The 15,460-nt window shown below is 61.6% G+C and carries 10 protein-coding genes; 2 read left to right on the top strand and 8 right to left on the bottom strand.

The genetic code is table 11. From position 1 onward, the window contains the following. Positions 1–93 precede the first annotated feature (93 nt). Together PLJ71_05790 and PLJ71_05785 are read left to right on the top strand one after the other, a co-directional pair. The gene (locus PLJ71_05790; protein ID HQM48179.1) at positions 94–4,728 is read left to right on the top strand and encodes a hypothetical protein; all 4,635 of its coding nucleotides are present in this window, start codon (positions 94–96) and stop codon (positions 4,726–4,728) included. A gap of 185 nt (positions 4,729–4,913) precedes the next feature. Further along, positions 4,914–5,951, top strand: coding sequence for a hypothetical protein (locus tag PLJ71_05785; GenBank protein ID HQM48178.1), 1,038 nt, complete (start codon positions 4,914–4,916; stop codon positions 5,949–5,951). 51 nt (positions 5,952–6,002) lie between these two features. Here PLJ71_05785 and PLJ71_05780 read toward each other — a convergent pair whose 3' ends face one another. The 8 genes from PLJ71_05780 to PLJ71_05745 form a co-directional block, all read right to left on the bottom strand. After that, positions 6,003–8,516, bottom strand: coding sequence for an alpha-galactosidase (locus tag PLJ71_05780; GenBank protein ID HQM48177.1), 2,514 nt, complete (start codon positions 8,514–8,516; stop codon positions 6,003–6,005). Between the two features lie 169 nt (positions 8,517–8,685). Next, a complete protein-coding gene (locus tag PLJ71_05775; protein ID HQM48176.1) occupies positions 8,686–9,519 on the bottom strand; it encodes an FAD/NAD(P)-binding protein in 834 nt (277 codons plus the stop codon). Beyond that, a complete protein-coding gene (locus PLJ71_05770) occupies positions 9,516–10,520 on the bottom strand; it encodes a 4Fe-4S dicluster domain-containing protein (protein HQM48175.1) in 1,005 nt (334 codons plus the stop codon). The genes PLJ71_05775 and PLJ71_05770 overlap by 4 nt, the downstream gene beginning before the upstream one ends. 5 nt (positions 10,521–10,525) lie before the next feature. Continuing rightward, positions 10,526–11,371 carry a 4Fe-4S binding protein gene (locus PLJ71_05765; protein ID HQM48174.1) on the bottom strand — a complete coding sequence of 282 codons (846 nt, stop codon included), beginning with the start codon at positions 11,369–11,371 and terminating at the stop codon, positions 10,526–10,528. Beyond that, the gene (locus PLJ71_05760; GenBank protein ID HQM48173.1) at positions 11,368–11,802 is read right to left on the bottom strand and encodes a hydrogenase iron-sulfur subunit; all 435 of its coding nucleotides are present in this window, start codon (positions 11,800–11,802) and stop codon (positions 11,368–11,370) included. The genes PLJ71_05765 and PLJ71_05760 overlap by 4 nt, the downstream gene beginning before the upstream one ends. Further along, complete coding sequence (locus PLJ71_05755) at positions 11,799–13,802, bottom strand: CoB--CoM heterodisulfide reductase iron-sulfur subunit A family protein (GenBank protein ID HQM48172.1); 2,004 nt, start codon at positions 13,800–13,802, stop codon at positions 11,799–11,801. Before PLJ71_05755 ends, PLJ71_05760 begins: the two co-directional genes overlap by 4 nt. 4 nt (positions 13,803–13,806) lie before the next feature. Further along, positions 13,807–14,700, bottom strand: a complete 894-nt coding sequence (locus PLJ71_05750) for a CoB--CoM heterodisulfide reductase iron-sulfur subunit B family protein (protein HQM48171.1) — start codon at positions 14,698–14,700, stop codon at positions 13,807–13,809. Continuing rightward, on the bottom strand, positions 14,700–15,305 hold the full coding sequence (locus PLJ71_05745; GenBank protein HQM48170.1) for a 4Fe-4S dicluster domain-containing protein: 606 nt from the start codon (positions 15,303–15,305) through the stop codon (positions 14,700–14,702). The genes PLJ71_05750 and PLJ71_05745 overlap by 1 nt, the downstream gene beginning before the upstream one ends. Positions 15,306–15,460: the final 155 nt, after the last annotated feature.

Raw genomic sequence — 15,460 nt, 5'->3', positions numbered from 1 at the left:
AATAATTCATTTCAGTGACGGCACGGCGCGGTTCGAGGCCCGCGCGGTGTCGGCTGCAACCAATGTCGGGACATGCCAAGGGGGTATGGGGTCATGGCGGGTCTGTTTTTGTCCGTGAGCTGGTCGCTTCACTTCTTAGCGGCTGCTCAAGCCGATGTTACGATGAAGGATTTTGCAGCCGAGGTCGAGCGCGCTCTGCCTCCAGAGCAACGCTACAGCTATCATAAGCGGCTGTCGGAAGGGCCGGTGCATGTGGCGCGGCGCGACCCGGATGCCATCCCGGCGGCCGGCGAAATGGCACTCCCCGGTCAAGGGTGGCGGCTCATTTGGAACCAGCAAAGCGGGGAAGTTCTTCAAAACGCGGTTCAGGATTTCCAGGATTACATGAAGACCTCGATGGGGATCCAAGTGGAGATCGAGGGCCGGGATTCGCTGCAGGACTGGCAGAGCCTGACTCAGTGCGTCGTAGCCGGAACACGGGACCAGTTGCCCGGTTGTGGCGGGGCGCTGACGGGCCCCAAGGACTACGTGATCATTGCAGCGCCTGACCGGGTGGCCGTGTGCGGCTACGACGAGCGGGGAACGATGTTCGGACTGTACAACCTCGAAGCCCGGATGAACCTGCGCGAAGCTCCTTATCTGCCGGCGGACCTGAATGTGGTGAGGCACAGCCTCTACGACACGCGCATGGTGCATTCGTGGATGGGCTGGATGGAGTTTCCGGACGCCCTGCTTTCGCGTCTGGCCCACGACGGGTTTGACGCGATCTTCGCTTCGGCATTGGCAAACCCGAACGGTGACCGCACCACTGCCGAGTCGTCCACGGATTTCTATGCGCGGATACTGTTCCGGATCCGCAATCAGGACCCGGCCCGAATGCGGGACCTCATCAACCGCGCCGCCCGCTTTGGCATCAAGGTCTATACGCCGGTCATTTATCAGTACATGGGGACGCCGGAAAGCGAAGAGGGTCTGCGCAAGCTGGTGCGCGACATCCTTCAACAGTTTCCCGACATCCAGGGCTACGTTCTGCTCACCGAGGGCTTCTGGTACAAGCAGTGGGGAGGAGGGCACGGCGCCAGCGAAGAGTACATGCAGGACTGGGCGCGCAACTGGAGCCGGGCTGTCGGTATCGTTGCCGAGGAATGCCACCGGGTGAATCCTGCCATCGAGATACTTCCGTGGGAATACAACATTGATTTTCGTCCGCAGAACGTCGCCATGAAACGGTATTTCATCCAGCAGCTTCCCGGCGACACGATCCCGCTGGTCACGTGGGAGAACGGAAAGAGCTTCGAGATAGACGGATTCCAGGGATACCTCCGTGACTATGCGATAAGCCAGATCGGCCCCGCGGAAGTCACGCAAGCGCAGATCGCGGAAGCGCGCCGGCGGGGGATGAAGGTCTACACCAACGGCGACACGTTTGTGTGCGGCGCGCAGTTGCAGACCGTTCCGTACCACCCATTTCCGTACCAGTGGCATGCCCGGTACAAGGCGATGGAAGAGCTTGGCGTGAATGGCACGATGGAGAGTTGGAGCACCGGATACTCGCCGAGTTTCATGACCGAGTTGCGGGCGTGGTATTGCTGGAGTGGCGCGCCTCCCCTTGACGAACTGCTTGGCGCCGTCGCCCGGCGCAATTTCGGCGCGGACAACCAGGAAACGGTTCTGAAGGCATGGGACCTGTTCAGCCAGGCCATTCGTTTGGTGCCTGACACCGGCCCGACCATGGGCACGAGCAACGCGATCGGCAATCCGCTGTTTTTTGAGGAGCCGCCGGTTCGCACGGCCAGGTTCACGCGTTCATGGACGGATGAGGCCAAGTGGATGGGGTACATGGGAGGCGAGATCAACCCTTACTGGCCATTCACTGTTTCGCGTCTGGTATTCTGCCCTGACTTCACCAACCAGACGAACAGGGCCGAGTCGTACGCGCGCAGCGTGTCAGGGATCGAGAACGGCGGAGGGCAACAAGTGTTGCCAGTCTTCCTGAAATACCTGGGCTTGGCTGCTGACCGTCTGGAGGAAGGGTTGAAGCTGTACCGTGCGGCGGCGTTTGCGAGCCCGGCCGTCAAGCGGGAAGGGGCGCTGCGAGAGGTTATCGTAGCGGAACAGATCGAGCGGATGCTGCGCAGCAACCAAGCGATCCTCGAGTTCGAGGAGCTGCGCCTGCAACTGGCCTCCGAGCAGGATGCCGCGAAAGCGAACGCGCTCCTCGACCACATGGAAGCCATCCTGCGCGAAGAAATCGAGCGTACCGAGTTTTCGCTGCTTGCCGCGACACGCGACTCGCGCCTGGGTTTTCAATCCGAGTGCGATTACGTCTATACGCCGTACTCGCTTGAGGAAAAACTCAAGGGTCTGCGCGCAACGCTCGGGAAACAATTGCCGGAGCGCCGTGGAATCGCGATCGCGGTCCCCGAGCAACCCGAAGTGCCCGCGGATGCCTTTGCCCAGGAGGTGGCGCGCGTACTGCCTCGGGAGGCGCTGTACGACTATCACAAGCGGTTGTCCGAAAGCCCCGTCCATGTAGCGCGTCGCGACCCTCAGGCCAACGTGAACGCCGGCGAATTCGAGCTGCCCAGCCAGGGCTGGAAATTGGTTTGGGACCAGCACAGTGGCGTGGTTCTACAGAACGCGGTACACGATTTTCAGGACTACCTGAAGACGTCGATGGGAGTGCAGGTGGAAGTCGAGGGCCGGGATACGCTCGACGGCTGGCAGGGTCTCACGCAGTGCATCGTCGCCGGCACGCGCGAGCAGTTGCCCGGTTGCGGAGCGGCGCTAACGGCACCGAAGGATTATGAGATTATCGCGACGCCGGAACGGGTGACGGTATGCGGGTATGACGAACGCGGCGCGATGTTTGGGCTGTACAACCTGGAAGCCCGGATGAACTTGCGCGAGGCGCCGTTCCTGCCGGCCAATCTGAGCACGGTTCGGCACAGCGTGTACGATATGCGGATGATTGAATCCTGGATGGGCTGGATGGAATGGCCGGATGCGCTGCTCTCGCACCTCGTTCACGATGGTTTTGACGGCATTTTCGCGTCGTGTTATGCGAACCCGAACGGAGACCGCACGACGGCCGAGACCTCGACCGAATTTTATGCGCGCCTGCTCTATCTGGTGCGCAGGCAGGACCCTGCCCAGATGCGAGACCTGGTCAACCGCGCCTCGCGGTACGGGATCAAGGTCTACGTGCCGATCATCTACCAGTCTCTTGGGACTCCGGAGAGCGAGGCGGGGCTTCGCAAGCTGGTAAGGGACATTCTGGCGGAGTTTCCCGACATCCATGGCTATATCCTTCTGACGGAAGGCTTCTGGTACAAACAATGGGGGGGGCTTCATGGCGCCGGCGAAGAGCATGTGAAAGACTGGGCGCAAAACTGGGCGCGGGCCGTGGCGCTCGTGACCGAAGAATGCCACCGGGTGAATCCCGCCATCGAGATTCTGCCCTGGGAATACAATATCGATTTCCGGCCGCAGAACGTCGAGATGAAACGCTATTTCATCCAGCAGCTTCCCGCGGATACAACCCCCCTGCTCACGTGGGAGAACGGAAAGAGCTTCGAGCTCGATGGCATGAAGGGGCATCTGCGCGACTATTCGCTGAATCAAGTCGGACCCGCCGAAGTGACTGAGGCCCAGATTGCCGAAGCGCGCAAACGGAGCATGAAGGTCTATTCCAAGGCCGACACGTTTGCCGCCTGGCAGTTCGGCACCATCCCTTACCTCCCGTTCCCGTACCAATGGTACGAGCGGTACAAGGCGCTCGAGAAGTACGGGGTAAACGGTACGTTGGAAAGCCATAGCAGCGGCTACACGCCCAATCTGATGACCGAGTTGCGGGCCTGGACGTGCTGGAGCGATGCGCCTCCGTTTGAAGAATTGCTCGGCGCTGTTGCCGCCCGCGGTTTTGGAAGCGGGCAGAAGGACATGGTTCTCGAAGCATGGGACCAGTTCAGCCTTGCGATTCGCCTTGTGCCGGATACCGGCCCGAACATGGGAACGAACAACGCCATCGGGAACCCGTTATTTTTCCAGGAACCGCCTCTCCGGACCACGACCTTCACGCATTCGTGGACGGACCACAACAAGTGGATGGGGTATTTCGGCGCACAGGTCAATCCCTACTGGCCATTCACGGTATCGCGCATGGTCTTCTATCCCGATTTCACAAATGGTGTAAACATGGCCGAGTTTTATGCGAGAAGCGCGACCGGCGTGGAAGCCGGGCGGGAAACAAAGGTCCTGCCGGTTTTCCTGAAGTACCTGCGGCAGGCGTCGGAGCGCATGGAGGAAGGTCTGAAACTGTACCGGGCGGCGGCGCTTGCGAGCCCCGAATCCAAACGGCGGCAGGCGGTGCGGGAAGTAGTGGTTGCCGAGCAGCTGCAACGGATGATGCAGAGCGATTATGCCGTTCTCGAATTCGAGGATCTCCGCCTGCAGCAGGCCGCGGAACAAGAGCCTCAGAAGGCAAACGCGATACTCGACCGGATGGAGACGATCGTGCGCGAGGAAATCGCGCGGACGGAACGTTCGCTGCTTGCCGCGACCCGGGATTCTCGTCTCGGGTTCCAGTTCGAGCAGGACTATGTTTACACGCCGTACTCGTTGGGAGAAAAGCTCGAGAGCCTGCATGAAACGCTCGAGCAACAGTTGCCTGCGCGCCGGAGAGAAATCGGCACCGCAAAGAATGAGGTCTCAAGCGCCGGCAGGTAGAAATGGGACCTGATTTGGCGCATACTGGTTGGCGTCCCAGCAACGCAGTACTAGAGCCAGAGGAGAGCTGTGAGATGGAACGCCGTGAATTTCTTCAGTGCACGCATCTTTGTGGAGCAGGACTCCTGGGTCTTAGCAGCATCGCTGCCGCGCAGGAGGCTTCTCAAGAGAAGGAGACCGCATCAATGCCGACGCCACTTGTCATCCGGCCATATCAGCTCCTCTGCACGATTTGCTCGCTTGGCGAAGAAGGCGATAGCGGCGCCGAACAGTATCAACGATGCAAGGAAATCCGGGACGCGGTCCGGCGGAATCCCGACATACCCGTAACGCTGTCCTGCAGCGCGGGCGCTCTGTACTCGTACCAGGAGTCGGGCATTGAGGAAGACACGCCGGAGAGCGAGGAGTTCAACCGGAAACGCGACCTGGACGTGCTTCAGATCCTGAGCCTTCCGCCCGGCATCACGCTGCCCGCCCGCGCGCTGTTCAAGACCTTGCTCATGGGCGTCTCGACGGTTTCGGGCCTCTGCGCCTATCACACGGTGACTGGCAACGCGTGGAAGGGATGCCCGCTGGCAAATACCGGCAACTACGAACGGGGCCAGGAGAAGGGAATCAACGCCCTCATACCGCCACGGTCCGAAGAGGAAATGGCTGCGGAGAAGAAGAAGTCTCTTGAAGCGCTGTCTGCAGCGGAAGAGGTTACGGTGCGGCCGCACATTCTCGCGTGCGCCGTATGCCAGTACGGAGAAGGCCTTCGGCCGCCCTTCAAGGAAGACAACCTTCCCGAACTGATCGACCTGATTATCAACAAGAAGCCCGATATCAGGATCAAGCTGGTGCGGGGGGCCGACTGGATGATGTGCGCGCCGTGTCCGGGCCGCATCCCGGAACTCAGCGCATGCTCGCATGTCTGGGGTTGCGGGGAACTGGACAGCCAGAAACGCGACCTGGACCTGCTTCAGAAACTCGGACTTCAGTTTGGAAGCACAATGAAAGCCCGGGAATTCTACCGCCTGCTGTTTGAGCGCCTCACGACTACGCACGGCATCCCCGACACTTGCCTCAAGTACAACGCGATGCCGTCGGTCTGGTGGGACGAATGCGCCGGGCACCTTTACCAGGCCAATCCCCGGGCGAAGTATGAAAAGGGCAAGCGGGAGTTGATGGAAAAACTCCAGATCGCGCGGAGCGAGACGGGGCAATCCCGCACCCAGGGATGACGGGCTCGGGCCCGCGCTCGCGCCGCGCCGCCGCGCGCGGGCCGGTTCACGCTACTTTTTCTTCTCGTACCGCACGATGAGGCTGGCGGGTTTCGTAGCCAGCACCGCCTCGATGCCGTCATCAGTGAGCGATTTTCCCGTGCGTTCTTCCCGGGTAACGGTTCCGTCTTCCGCGCGGTGTTCGAGCGTGTAGAGGGCATCCGGCGCAAGGGCGCTCAGATTGACGGTGAAATGCGTGTAAGGCGATTGGCTGCGCCGGAAGAAGTAGACGGCGCCTTCGTCGAGGTCGGGGCGGTCAAGCTGAAACGCGCACCAATGGCTGGCGCCGTTCATGCCGAGCGTCATCGGGTAGATGTCGCCGTACCAGTATTTGGAAAGGGATTTGGCTTCCTCGACGAAGCGGCGGCCCTGCTCGGCGGGGAAATCGGGGTTGCGGTAGTCCCACTGGCAGATTAGGCCGGCGGTCGCAGCGGCGCGCATGGGGTACGCATCGGGTTGCCACGCGGTGGCGTTGTGGGCGGGCAGGTAATAGCTGATGCCCAGTGAGTGCCCCGGGTTCCAATCCGCGTTGCCTGGGAAACAATTGGTATCGCTTCGCCAGAGGGGGATGGAGCGCGAGCAGGTCTCGAGATCGATGCGGCGTCCGCCGCTCGAGCAATTGTCGATGATCAGCCCCGGATGGCGCTCGAGCAGCTCGTCCCACATGGCGTAGAGACCCTCGATGTACCGGATCTCGGTGACGCCTTCGCGTCCGGGCGTGTCGTTTTTACGCCAGTATTCCAGCGGGTCCATATTGAAATCGTTGCGGTAAAAGTCCAGCCCGTATTCCTCGATGCGCGCGGACAGCGTGTCGGTGAGCCACCGGCGCGCTTCAGGCAGGTCAAGCCGGTACAGGCCCCCCTGCCCGCCGCCGAAGACGAAGTCCGGGTGTTCGGTGGCGATTTGCGTATCGGGTGCGACGCGCTCCGGCTCGAACCACAACAGGAACCGAATCCCGTTGCGGTGGCAGAAGTCCCCTATGGGGCCCAGTCCTCTTGGGAACAATTCGGGGTCCGCGAACCAGTTTCCCACGCCGGTCGGGAAACCTTTCGGGAACCATGCGGCGTCGAGCCAGTGGGTATCGAAACCGAACGCGGCGGCGTTCTTCGCTGCGTCAAGCTGGCCCGCTTCCGTCGCCCACTCGGGGTCCTTGCGGTAGTAGCGGTCAAAACACTGTAGCGCGACGGGCGGCACAATCGGGCGTCCGTCGACTTTAGGCAGATACTCGGCAAGCATGAGGCGGCGGAACCGGTTGTGCGCCGTGGCCGCGTCGGTGGTGTTGGCGAGCAGGAGGATGCGCGGCGTGCGGATCTTTTCGCCGGGATGAAGGGCCAGGCTGGTCCGCTGCATGCCGGCACGAAGGCGAAGGTATTCGGGGTGTTCCCGGACAGCGGCGAGCGACCATTGCCCCGACCAGCCAATCGCGCCGATCAGGGTGTTGTTGCCAAACCGCAGGTCGAAGAAAGGGAACGCCCCGTTTGACGAGCGGCCGCCCTGGGGCGCCAGGGTGAAGGGAATGTTGGGTTCGAGTGTCGCCGTGGCGTTCTCGAAACTGGCTTCGCTGAATACGTCGCCGCGGTTATGGCCGAATTCAGTGGGTAACGCGGCGGTGCCTGTATGCATGGTCAGATCGAGCGCCTGAATGTCCTCGATGAGCGGCGTATCGGCCGTACCACCGTTCTCGAAATAGAGCACCCAGTCCACGCCCGGATACGCTGCGTAGACCTTTGCCTCGGCCGTGACACGCAGCTTGGTGACGGGATCGGTCCAGTGCGCGGTGCAGAAACGGTATGTGCCGAAGTCCTTGGATGCGGCAGTCCGCTCCCACTGCGCAAGAAAATCGCGGGAATCCTGCCCGGCGTACCGGAAGGAGAACGGCGCTTTGGCAGCGGCCATGGGCGGGCGGTGATGACCCGCATCAAGCCAGACTGTAGTGCCGTCCGCGAGGATGTAGCGCGCATCTGCCCAGTCGGCCTGATCATGTGCGGGACCGTCCTCGGTCGTGTCGGCCTTGAGGGTCAGGGAGTTCGTTCCTGCGGGCACGTCGAACGCCACGGGAACAGGCGCCTCGCCGCCGCGCACGACAGGCGTCCGGACGGCTTCCTGGCCGCCGAACTCGACGATAAACACCCCGCTACCTCGTTGTCCCCCCGTGTCGGCGTTGTTGTCAATGCCGACCATGGCCTCGAAGCGGACCGCTTTCTCGGGAACCGATGCTATGATTTCGCTGTTGGCGTGGGTGCCCAGGCCGTGTTCGAAACCCTGGTCGCCGATGCGCAGGGGAGTGTCGACGCAGGAGAGGCGGAAATGCAGTTCGCTGAAGTCCTGTTTTTTCAATTCAAGAGCGACTTTCGGGGGCGCGTTCGAGTCCAGGGCTGCGTCGCCAAACACGTCCGCGGCCCATGCGGCGAAAGCGGCAAGTTCGTCCGGGCTTGCCATGACGGCGTCAGCGAAGGCTGCATTCTGCGCCGCGAGGGGGGAACAGAGGGCGAGACCATAGACGATTGACACAGAAATACCTCTCATGTCATGACACTCCTTTGAACGGGTTTCATGCCTGTCGCCATTATGACGGAATGCGAAGCCGCAATTCATCAACCCAATGACGTCTGCCGCAACGTGCGCGACTGTTACGGGTCCCGCAGCCGCCGGTGTATGGGATTGCGCGCCGGATGAGTGCTTTAGCGCCGCGGGGTCAGTAATCCACGGGGAGGCGGCTGAGTTGTTCGAAGGAAAAGACCGGGCCTTCTTTGCAGACGTAGACGGGGCCGCAGTTACACCGGCCACATTTGCCGATGCCACATTTCATGCGGTTTTCGAGGCTTGTATACACGTCAGCCTTGGCCAGGCCCATCTTATCGAGGACGGGCAGGGTGAATTTGATCATGATGGGAGGGCCGATCACCAGGGCAACGCTGTTTTCGGCGGATACGCCGGCGCGCTCGAGAACGTGCGGGATCAGACCGACCTCGCCCTTCCATTCGGGGGTCTCGCCGCCCGGGTCCACGCAGCGTATCACACGGACGCGCTCCTGCTCCGCCCATTTGTCGAGTTCATCGGCATAGACGAGGTCCTTGACGGTCCGGGCGCCGTACAGCACCGTGATATTGCCGTACTTGGCGCGGTTTTCAAGCGCGTACCACACGGCGCACCGAATGGGCGGCATCGCGATCCCGCCGCCTATGAAGATCAGGTTCTTGCCTTCCCACTCTTCCATCGGATAGCTGTTGCCGTAGGGACCGCGGAACCCGATCATGTCGCCCTCGTCTGCCTGCCAGAGTGATTCGGTGACTTTCCCGGTCTTGCGGAAGCAGAATTCGAGGAAGCCCTTCCAGTTCGAGCTGGAACAGATATTGAACGTGGACTCGCCGGCCCCGAATACCGAGAACATGCCAAATTGTCCGACGCGAAATGTAAACGATTCCGCGAGCGCGGGGTCCTGGAACTTGATCTTCACGGATTTGACGTCCGGGGTGTGCTGCTGCACCTCGACGACTTCCATCAGGTCCGGCATATAGATGTTATTCATGACCCAACCTCGACCGGGCCGTGGCCCGCAGCCTCTTTCAGGGTGCTCAACACGCCCAGACCAACCGGACAGTTTCGCGCGCAGTTGCCGCACCCCGTGCAAAGCATCACGCCGAACTTCTCCGGATAGATGCGAAACTTGTGCTGAATACGCTGCCTCTGGCGCTGCGACTGCCCGGGCCGCGGATTGTGTCCGGAAGCATGCTGGGTGAACATGGCAAACTGGCAACAGTCCCAATTCTTGACCCGGCAGCCGCCCGCGGCGGTGCCCTCGTCCACGATGTCGAAGCAATGGCAGGTCGGGCAGGTATACGCGCACGCCCCGCACCCGAGACACCGCAACGCCAGGTCGATCCACATCGGGTCGTCATAGCTTGCCTGCAAGTAGGTCATGACGGTCTCGGGCGTTACCGTAACTGGGGGACCGGGCGGCACAACGGCAGCCTGTTCGGCAGTCCGGGTCTCTCCTGCGAAAAGGGCCTTGCCCTTGTCAGTCAGGCAACGCACTTCGTATCCGCCCGGCATCGCCAGGAGAAGGACGTCCGAGCCCTGTTCGGCGGCGGGACCGAGGTCCAGCGACGTGCAGAAGCACTCGTCGTCGTGGGTCTGGCATGCCAGCGTGACAACGGTGGTCGCCTTACGGCGTTCGGTATAGAACTTGTCTTCGTAATCCCACGTAAACAGGTGGTCGAGGATGGGCAAGGCGGCCGCGTCGCAGGGGCGGGCGCCTACAATCACTTGCTCCGATTGCGGCGGGTCGCAGTCCTCGGTCTCGACGGTGTGTCCGCTGAAATGATACCGGCAGACCGTCTCGTGACGCGGAAATACGAACTCTTTGATCGAATTCCGCGGGCGAACGAACCCTTCGAGGGCAAGTTGCGCCGAAGATTCCAGCTCGACGTATAAGCAATAGCCTGGCTTGACCACGCTCGGACCAGCTACGCGCTTGCCCTGGGCGAGCCATTTGTCTACCAGCCCCGGAAGGGCCTCTTGGGCGATCATTTCACTCACCGGATGAAACTCTCCTTGTCTTCGAGGCCATAAGCGCCGATGATGGGCGGGGTTTCGCGGTCCGTGCCCGCGCGGTAGCTGAAATGCTCTTCAGCCGCCCGGGCCAGCGACTGGTTCAGCAGCCTCATATTGATGCCGACCGGGCAGGCTCTTGTGCATTCGCCGCATCCCGTGCAGCGCCCGGCCTGGTGAAACGCCCGCGTCACATGCCATGCGAAATTGGCCTTGACCGTCGCCGAGGTCTCAATGCACGTGGGCCGGTTCTTGTCCACGATGCAGCGCCGGCAATAGCACGTGGGACAGACCTCGCGGCAGGCGTAACACCGGATGCAGCGCGCTGTTTCCTCGCGCCAGTAAGCAAACCGTTCGACGGTGCTCTTCTTGAGAAACTCCTCGAGTTCGGAGTACGGCGAGTCCGCCGGCCCCGTCGTCTCAGGCGCTTCCCCGATGACCTCGTCCGCCAGGGCCGGCACGTGGACGTCGCAGGAGGCGCACTTCGGCGCCCTTGGGCTGCCGACGCCCGCGCACGCCATGCCGATAACGTGCATGGCGGAACGGTCGATCTGGCACTCCTGTTCGAGTACGACCAGGGCACGCGCGTCGCAGCCCTTGACCACGATGGCGGGCTTGCCGAGGGCCTTGACGGCGTCCCGCGTCAGGTAGGTGGTCAGGTTCGACATGCACCGGTCATTCCACACGAGCTTGTCCACATCGTCCGGCCGCCTCACGAAGATCGGATGCGGCATTCCATCCGGAGTGCTCGCGCCGCCGTACCCGATGACTACCTGAACGGCGCCGTCCTGCAGAAGACGCCGGCACTTGTCGCGTAATTGCCCTATCATGCCGTTGCCTCAGAAATCTCGTGATATGCCTGATACGGACCCATCTCGCGGATCTGGTCCGTAATCTCCGTTATCATCTGCTGCCACTTCTTGCTTTCCGCGGCCGAAATCCACGAGAAGAAGATTCGGTCCGTCTCGACGCCCATTGTTTCAAGAAGCTCGCGAAATAGAATCCACCTCCGCCGCGCGTGGTAGTTTCCCGCCGTGTAATGGCAGTCGCCCGGGTGGCAGCCCGACACCACCACGGCGTCCGCGCCCATTTCGAGCGCTTTGATGATGAGGTTGAAGTCCACCCGGCCCGTACACGGCAGCCGGAGGATACGGACGTTCGGCGGATACTCGAGGCGGTTGGTGCCGGCAAGGTCCGCGGCAAGGTACGTGCACCAATTGCACACGAACGCTACGATCTTGGGTTCGAAATCTTCGCTCATATCAAGCCGTTCACCATTTCGTAGATCTGCTCCTCGCTGAACCCTTCGAGGTCGACGCTCTTGGACGGGCATACGGCCACGCAGGTCCCGCACCCCATGCACAAGCTTGGGTTGACGCGCGCCGTCATCTTGAGCAGATTGCCTTGGCGATCCCGGATCTCGGCCTTATCGATGGCGAGATACGGGCACGTCCGGACGCACGCGAAACACGCGGCGCACGCCTGTTCGTTGACGGACGCGACCTCGGGCTCGCGGGTCAGTTCGCCCTTCGAGAACAGGACCTGGACCTTTCCTGCCGCCGCCGAAGCTTGGGCGACGGCTTCGGGAATGTCCTTCGGCGCATGGCACGCGCCGCAGATATAAACGCCGGCCGTGTTGGTCTCCACGGGCCGAAGTTTCGGGTGGGACTCGGACAGGAACCCGAACTCGTCATACCCGAGCTTGATCTTCTGCGCGAGTTCCAACACTCCGATTGCGGGGCGCATCGCGGCGGCCAGCACGACCAGGTCGGCCTCGACGGCCACGGGCGCGCCGGTCAGCGTGTCGGCGCCGCGTACGATGAGTTTGCCGTTCTCCTCGGTGATCTTGGAGACGCGGCCCCGGTAGTACCGAGCGCCATCCTTCTCGATGGCGCGCCGCACGAATTCCTCATATCCCTTGCCGCCCGCGCGAATGTCCATATAGAACACGTACGCCTGGCCGTCGTGCACCTTGTGCTTGTAAAGCATCGTGTGCTTGGCCGTGTACATGCAACAAATCTTCGAGCAGTAGGGGATACCCTTGGCGTTGTCGCGCGAACCTACGCAGGCGATGAACACCACCTTCTTCGGGACTGCCCCGTCCGAGGGCCGTTTCACCTCGCCCCCGGTCGGACCCGAAGCGGACAGCAGACGCTCGAACTGGAGCGAGTCAATCACGTCCTTGTACTGGCCGTAACCGTATTCGCCGTACCCCGTGTACTTGGCGTTCTCCTGCTCGCGGCCGATGTCGTACATCCGGTAGCCGGTGGCGACTACGATGGCGCCGACCTGCTCCGTGACGACCTTGTCCTGGTCGTCGAAGTTGATGGCCTTGGCCTCGCATACTTTGAGGCACGTGCCGCATTCATTTCGCAGGAACTTGGCGCACGAGTTGAGATCGATGATGGGGCGCGCCGGGACCGCCTGAGGAAACGGCACGTAGATCGCCTTGCGTTTGGTCAGACCGTAATCGAATTCGCTCGGGGCTTCTCTGGATGGGCACCGGTTCCAGCATTCGAGGCAGCCCGTGCACTTCGCGATGTCGACGTAACGCGCTTTTTGACGGATGGTTATCGTGAAATTGCCGACAAACCCTTCGACGGACTCGACCTCCGAATAGGTGTACAGCCGGATATTGGGATGCTGGCCCACCTCGACCATCCGCGGGGTCAGGATGCACTGGGAGCAGTCCAGGGTGGGGAACGTCTCCGAGAGACCCGCCATTTTCCCGCCGATCGAGGGTTCACGCTCGACCAGAACCACTTCGTACCCGGAATCCGCGAGGTCCAGCGAAGCCTGAATACCGGCCACCCCGCCGCCAACAACGAGCGCCCGCTTCGTCAGCGGAACATGGATGGGTTCGAGCGCGCGGTTGCGCAGAACCTTCTGCACGGTCATGCGGATAATGGAGACGGCTTTGGCGACCGTCTCGTCCTCGTACGGCTCGTGCACCCAGGAGCACTGCTCGCGGATGTTAGCCATCTCGACGAGGTACGGATTCAGCCCGGCCGCCTGCGCAGCCGCCCGGAAGGTCTTCAGATGCATGTGAGGCGAACAGGAGGCCACCACGATGGCTTCGAGCTTCTCCGAACGGATTTTCTCGCGGATGAGCGCCTGGCCAGGCTCGGAACACATGTACTTGTAGTCTATCGCACACCGAACGCCCGGGATTTCGGCCACGGCCTCGGTCAGCTCGTCCATGTCGAACGCGCGCGCGATGTTCTCGCCGCACCAGCAAATGAATACGCCGATTCTGCCCATAGTTCTATTGCATCTCCGCGGTCTGCGTTGCCCCGCTTTCCAACGGTTGCCCTGCTTGTCTCACGACGAAATGCTTGTTCACGCCGAGCTCGGTTTCGTCCACGCCCAGCGCCATTCCTACCAAGTCAGAGAGGTAATAGACCACCATGTCGTGGTGCACGCCGTAGCGACGGTCGATGTCCGCCTGTTTCATGTCCAGATTGGTATGGCACATCGGACAGGCTACCACGAGGCAATTGGCCCCGTGCGCCGCTGCGTTAGTCAGGATCCGGTGCGACAGTTCGCACACCAACTCCTCGCGCGCCATCGTCAATCCCGCCCCGCAACATTCCGTGGCGTAATTCCACGCGACGGTAGATGCGCCCAACGCTTCGAGCACCGTCTCCATCGAACGGGGATGTTCGGGGTCGTCAAACTGAAGCGTATCGGGGGGCCTGGTCAAAAGACAGCCATAATAGCAGGCCGCCTTAACATGGCTGAGCGGCTTTTTCACCGCCGCGCGAATCTGGTCCACGCCAATCTTTTGAAAAACCTGGATAAGATTGAGAATCTGCGTTTTCCCCTCGACCGGCAGCTCGACAATCTCGGAGACCCGCTTGCGCAACTCGGGATTCCCGTCCAAGGCCCGGTTTACCTTGATGAGCTCCATCGAGCACATCGGGCAGGGCGCGAACACGTCGGCGAAGCCGTCCCGCTCGGCCAAGGCCAGATTTCGCGCGGGCAGGGACACGGCCAGCATGTGGTTCAACGTGTGGGCGGCCGTCGCGCCACAACAGAGCCAGTCGTCGAGCTCCTTTAGACCGACGCCCAGGGGTTTCAAGCATGCCTGTACCGATTGCTCATAATCGTTGGATGAGCCGTGAAGCGCGCAACCGGGGTAGTACCCAAACTCCATCATCAGACGGCCTCCTCGGACCCGCTGCCCTCATCCGCGGCGGCCATGCGGGCCTTGCCAGCGTTCGGCATGCACCGGTCGAAGATGCGCCGCACCACCGCACGGTCCCGCACCGATTCGCCCCGCAGATGGAACTTACCCCGCTGCATGAGCTTGGGCGCCAACAGCGCGTCCTTCATCAAAAGCCGGATATTGCGATCTTTGAGAAATCCAAGGGTCTTGAATTGCATGATAAGTTCGACTTCATTGGTCCGGCCGTGCCGGCGTATGTTGTCGAGGAAAGCCCGCTGGAACACCAGGACCCGCTGCACGTCAGCTGGTACCGTTTTCTGTTCGGCGGCCATCTCGCGGAGGACGTCCATCACGCCGGCGCAATCCACGGACTGGGGACATCGTGTCGTGCAGGTCAGGCAGGAAACACACAGCCAGATCGCCCGCGACCGCATGGCCCTGTCGACGTCGTCCGTTTGCACCAGGCGCAGGATTTGGTTCGGCATGAAGTCCATTTCATCCGAGGCCGGGCAGCCCGCCGTGCATTTGCCGCACTGGTAACAGTTCTCGACGGAAGTCGCCGCAAACGCGGAACCCATGGATTCTTCATGATCCATAGTAATCCAACTCTGCCTTTCAATCGCGGAAAACGCCTGAACGCCCAGCCGCAGCACACACTCCAGCCCCCTGGTACTGCGGAGATTTGGGCGGGACGACGTCTTGCCTGCGCGTTCTTACCGCCGAACTTTCGGCTTTTCGCGCCACACGCCGT

Source organism: Candidatus Hydrogenedentota bacterium, assembly GCA_035416745.1.
GTDB lineage: Bacteria > Hydrogenedentota > Hydrogenedentia > Hydrogenedentales > SLHB01 > UBA2224.
Note: the sequence above shows the minus strand (reverse complement) of the source record. Positions and strands in the feature narration are given on the sequence as shown.

Bases quoted from the DNA above. Each gene is read 5' to 3' on its own strand.
- PLJ71_05790 (HQM48179.1), top strand. From the start codon at position 94: ATGGCGGGTCTGTTTTTGTCCGTGAGCTGGTCGCTTCACTTCTTAGCG.
- PLJ71_05785 (HQM48178.1), top strand. From the start codon at position 4,914: ATGCCGACGCCACTTGTCATCCGGCCATATCAGCTCCTCTGCACGATT.
- PLJ71_05780 (HQM48177.1), bottom strand. From the start codon at position 8,516: ATGAGAGGTATTTCTGTGTCAATCGTCTATGGTCTCGCCCTCTGTTCC.
- PLJ71_05775 (HQM48176.1), bottom strand. From the start codon at position 9,519: ATGAATAACATCTATATGCCGGACCTGATGGAAGTCGTCGAGGTGCAG.
- PLJ71_05770 (HQM48175.1), bottom strand. From the start codon at position 10,520: ATGATCGCCCAAGAGGCCCTTCCGGGGCTGGTAGACAAATGGCTCGCC.
- PLJ71_05765 (HQM48174.1), bottom strand. From the start codon at position 11,371: ATGATAGGGCAATTACGCGACAAGTGCCGGCGTCTTCTGCAGGACGGC.
- PLJ71_05760 (HQM48173.1), bottom strand. From the start codon at position 11,802: ATGAGCGAAGATTTCGAACCCAAGATCGTAGCGTTCGTGTGCAATTGG.
- PLJ71_05755 (HQM48172.1), bottom strand. From the start codon at position 13,802: ATGGGCAGAATCGGCGTATTCATTTGCTGGTGCGGCGAGAACATCGCG.
- PLJ71_05750 (HQM48171.1), bottom strand. From the start codon at position 14,700: ATGATGGAGTTTGGGTACTACCCCGGTTGCGCGCTTCACGGCTCATCC.
- PLJ71_05745 (HQM48170.1), bottom strand. From the start codon at position 15,305: ATGGATCATGAAGAATCCATGGGTTCCGCGTTTGCGGCGACTTCCGTC.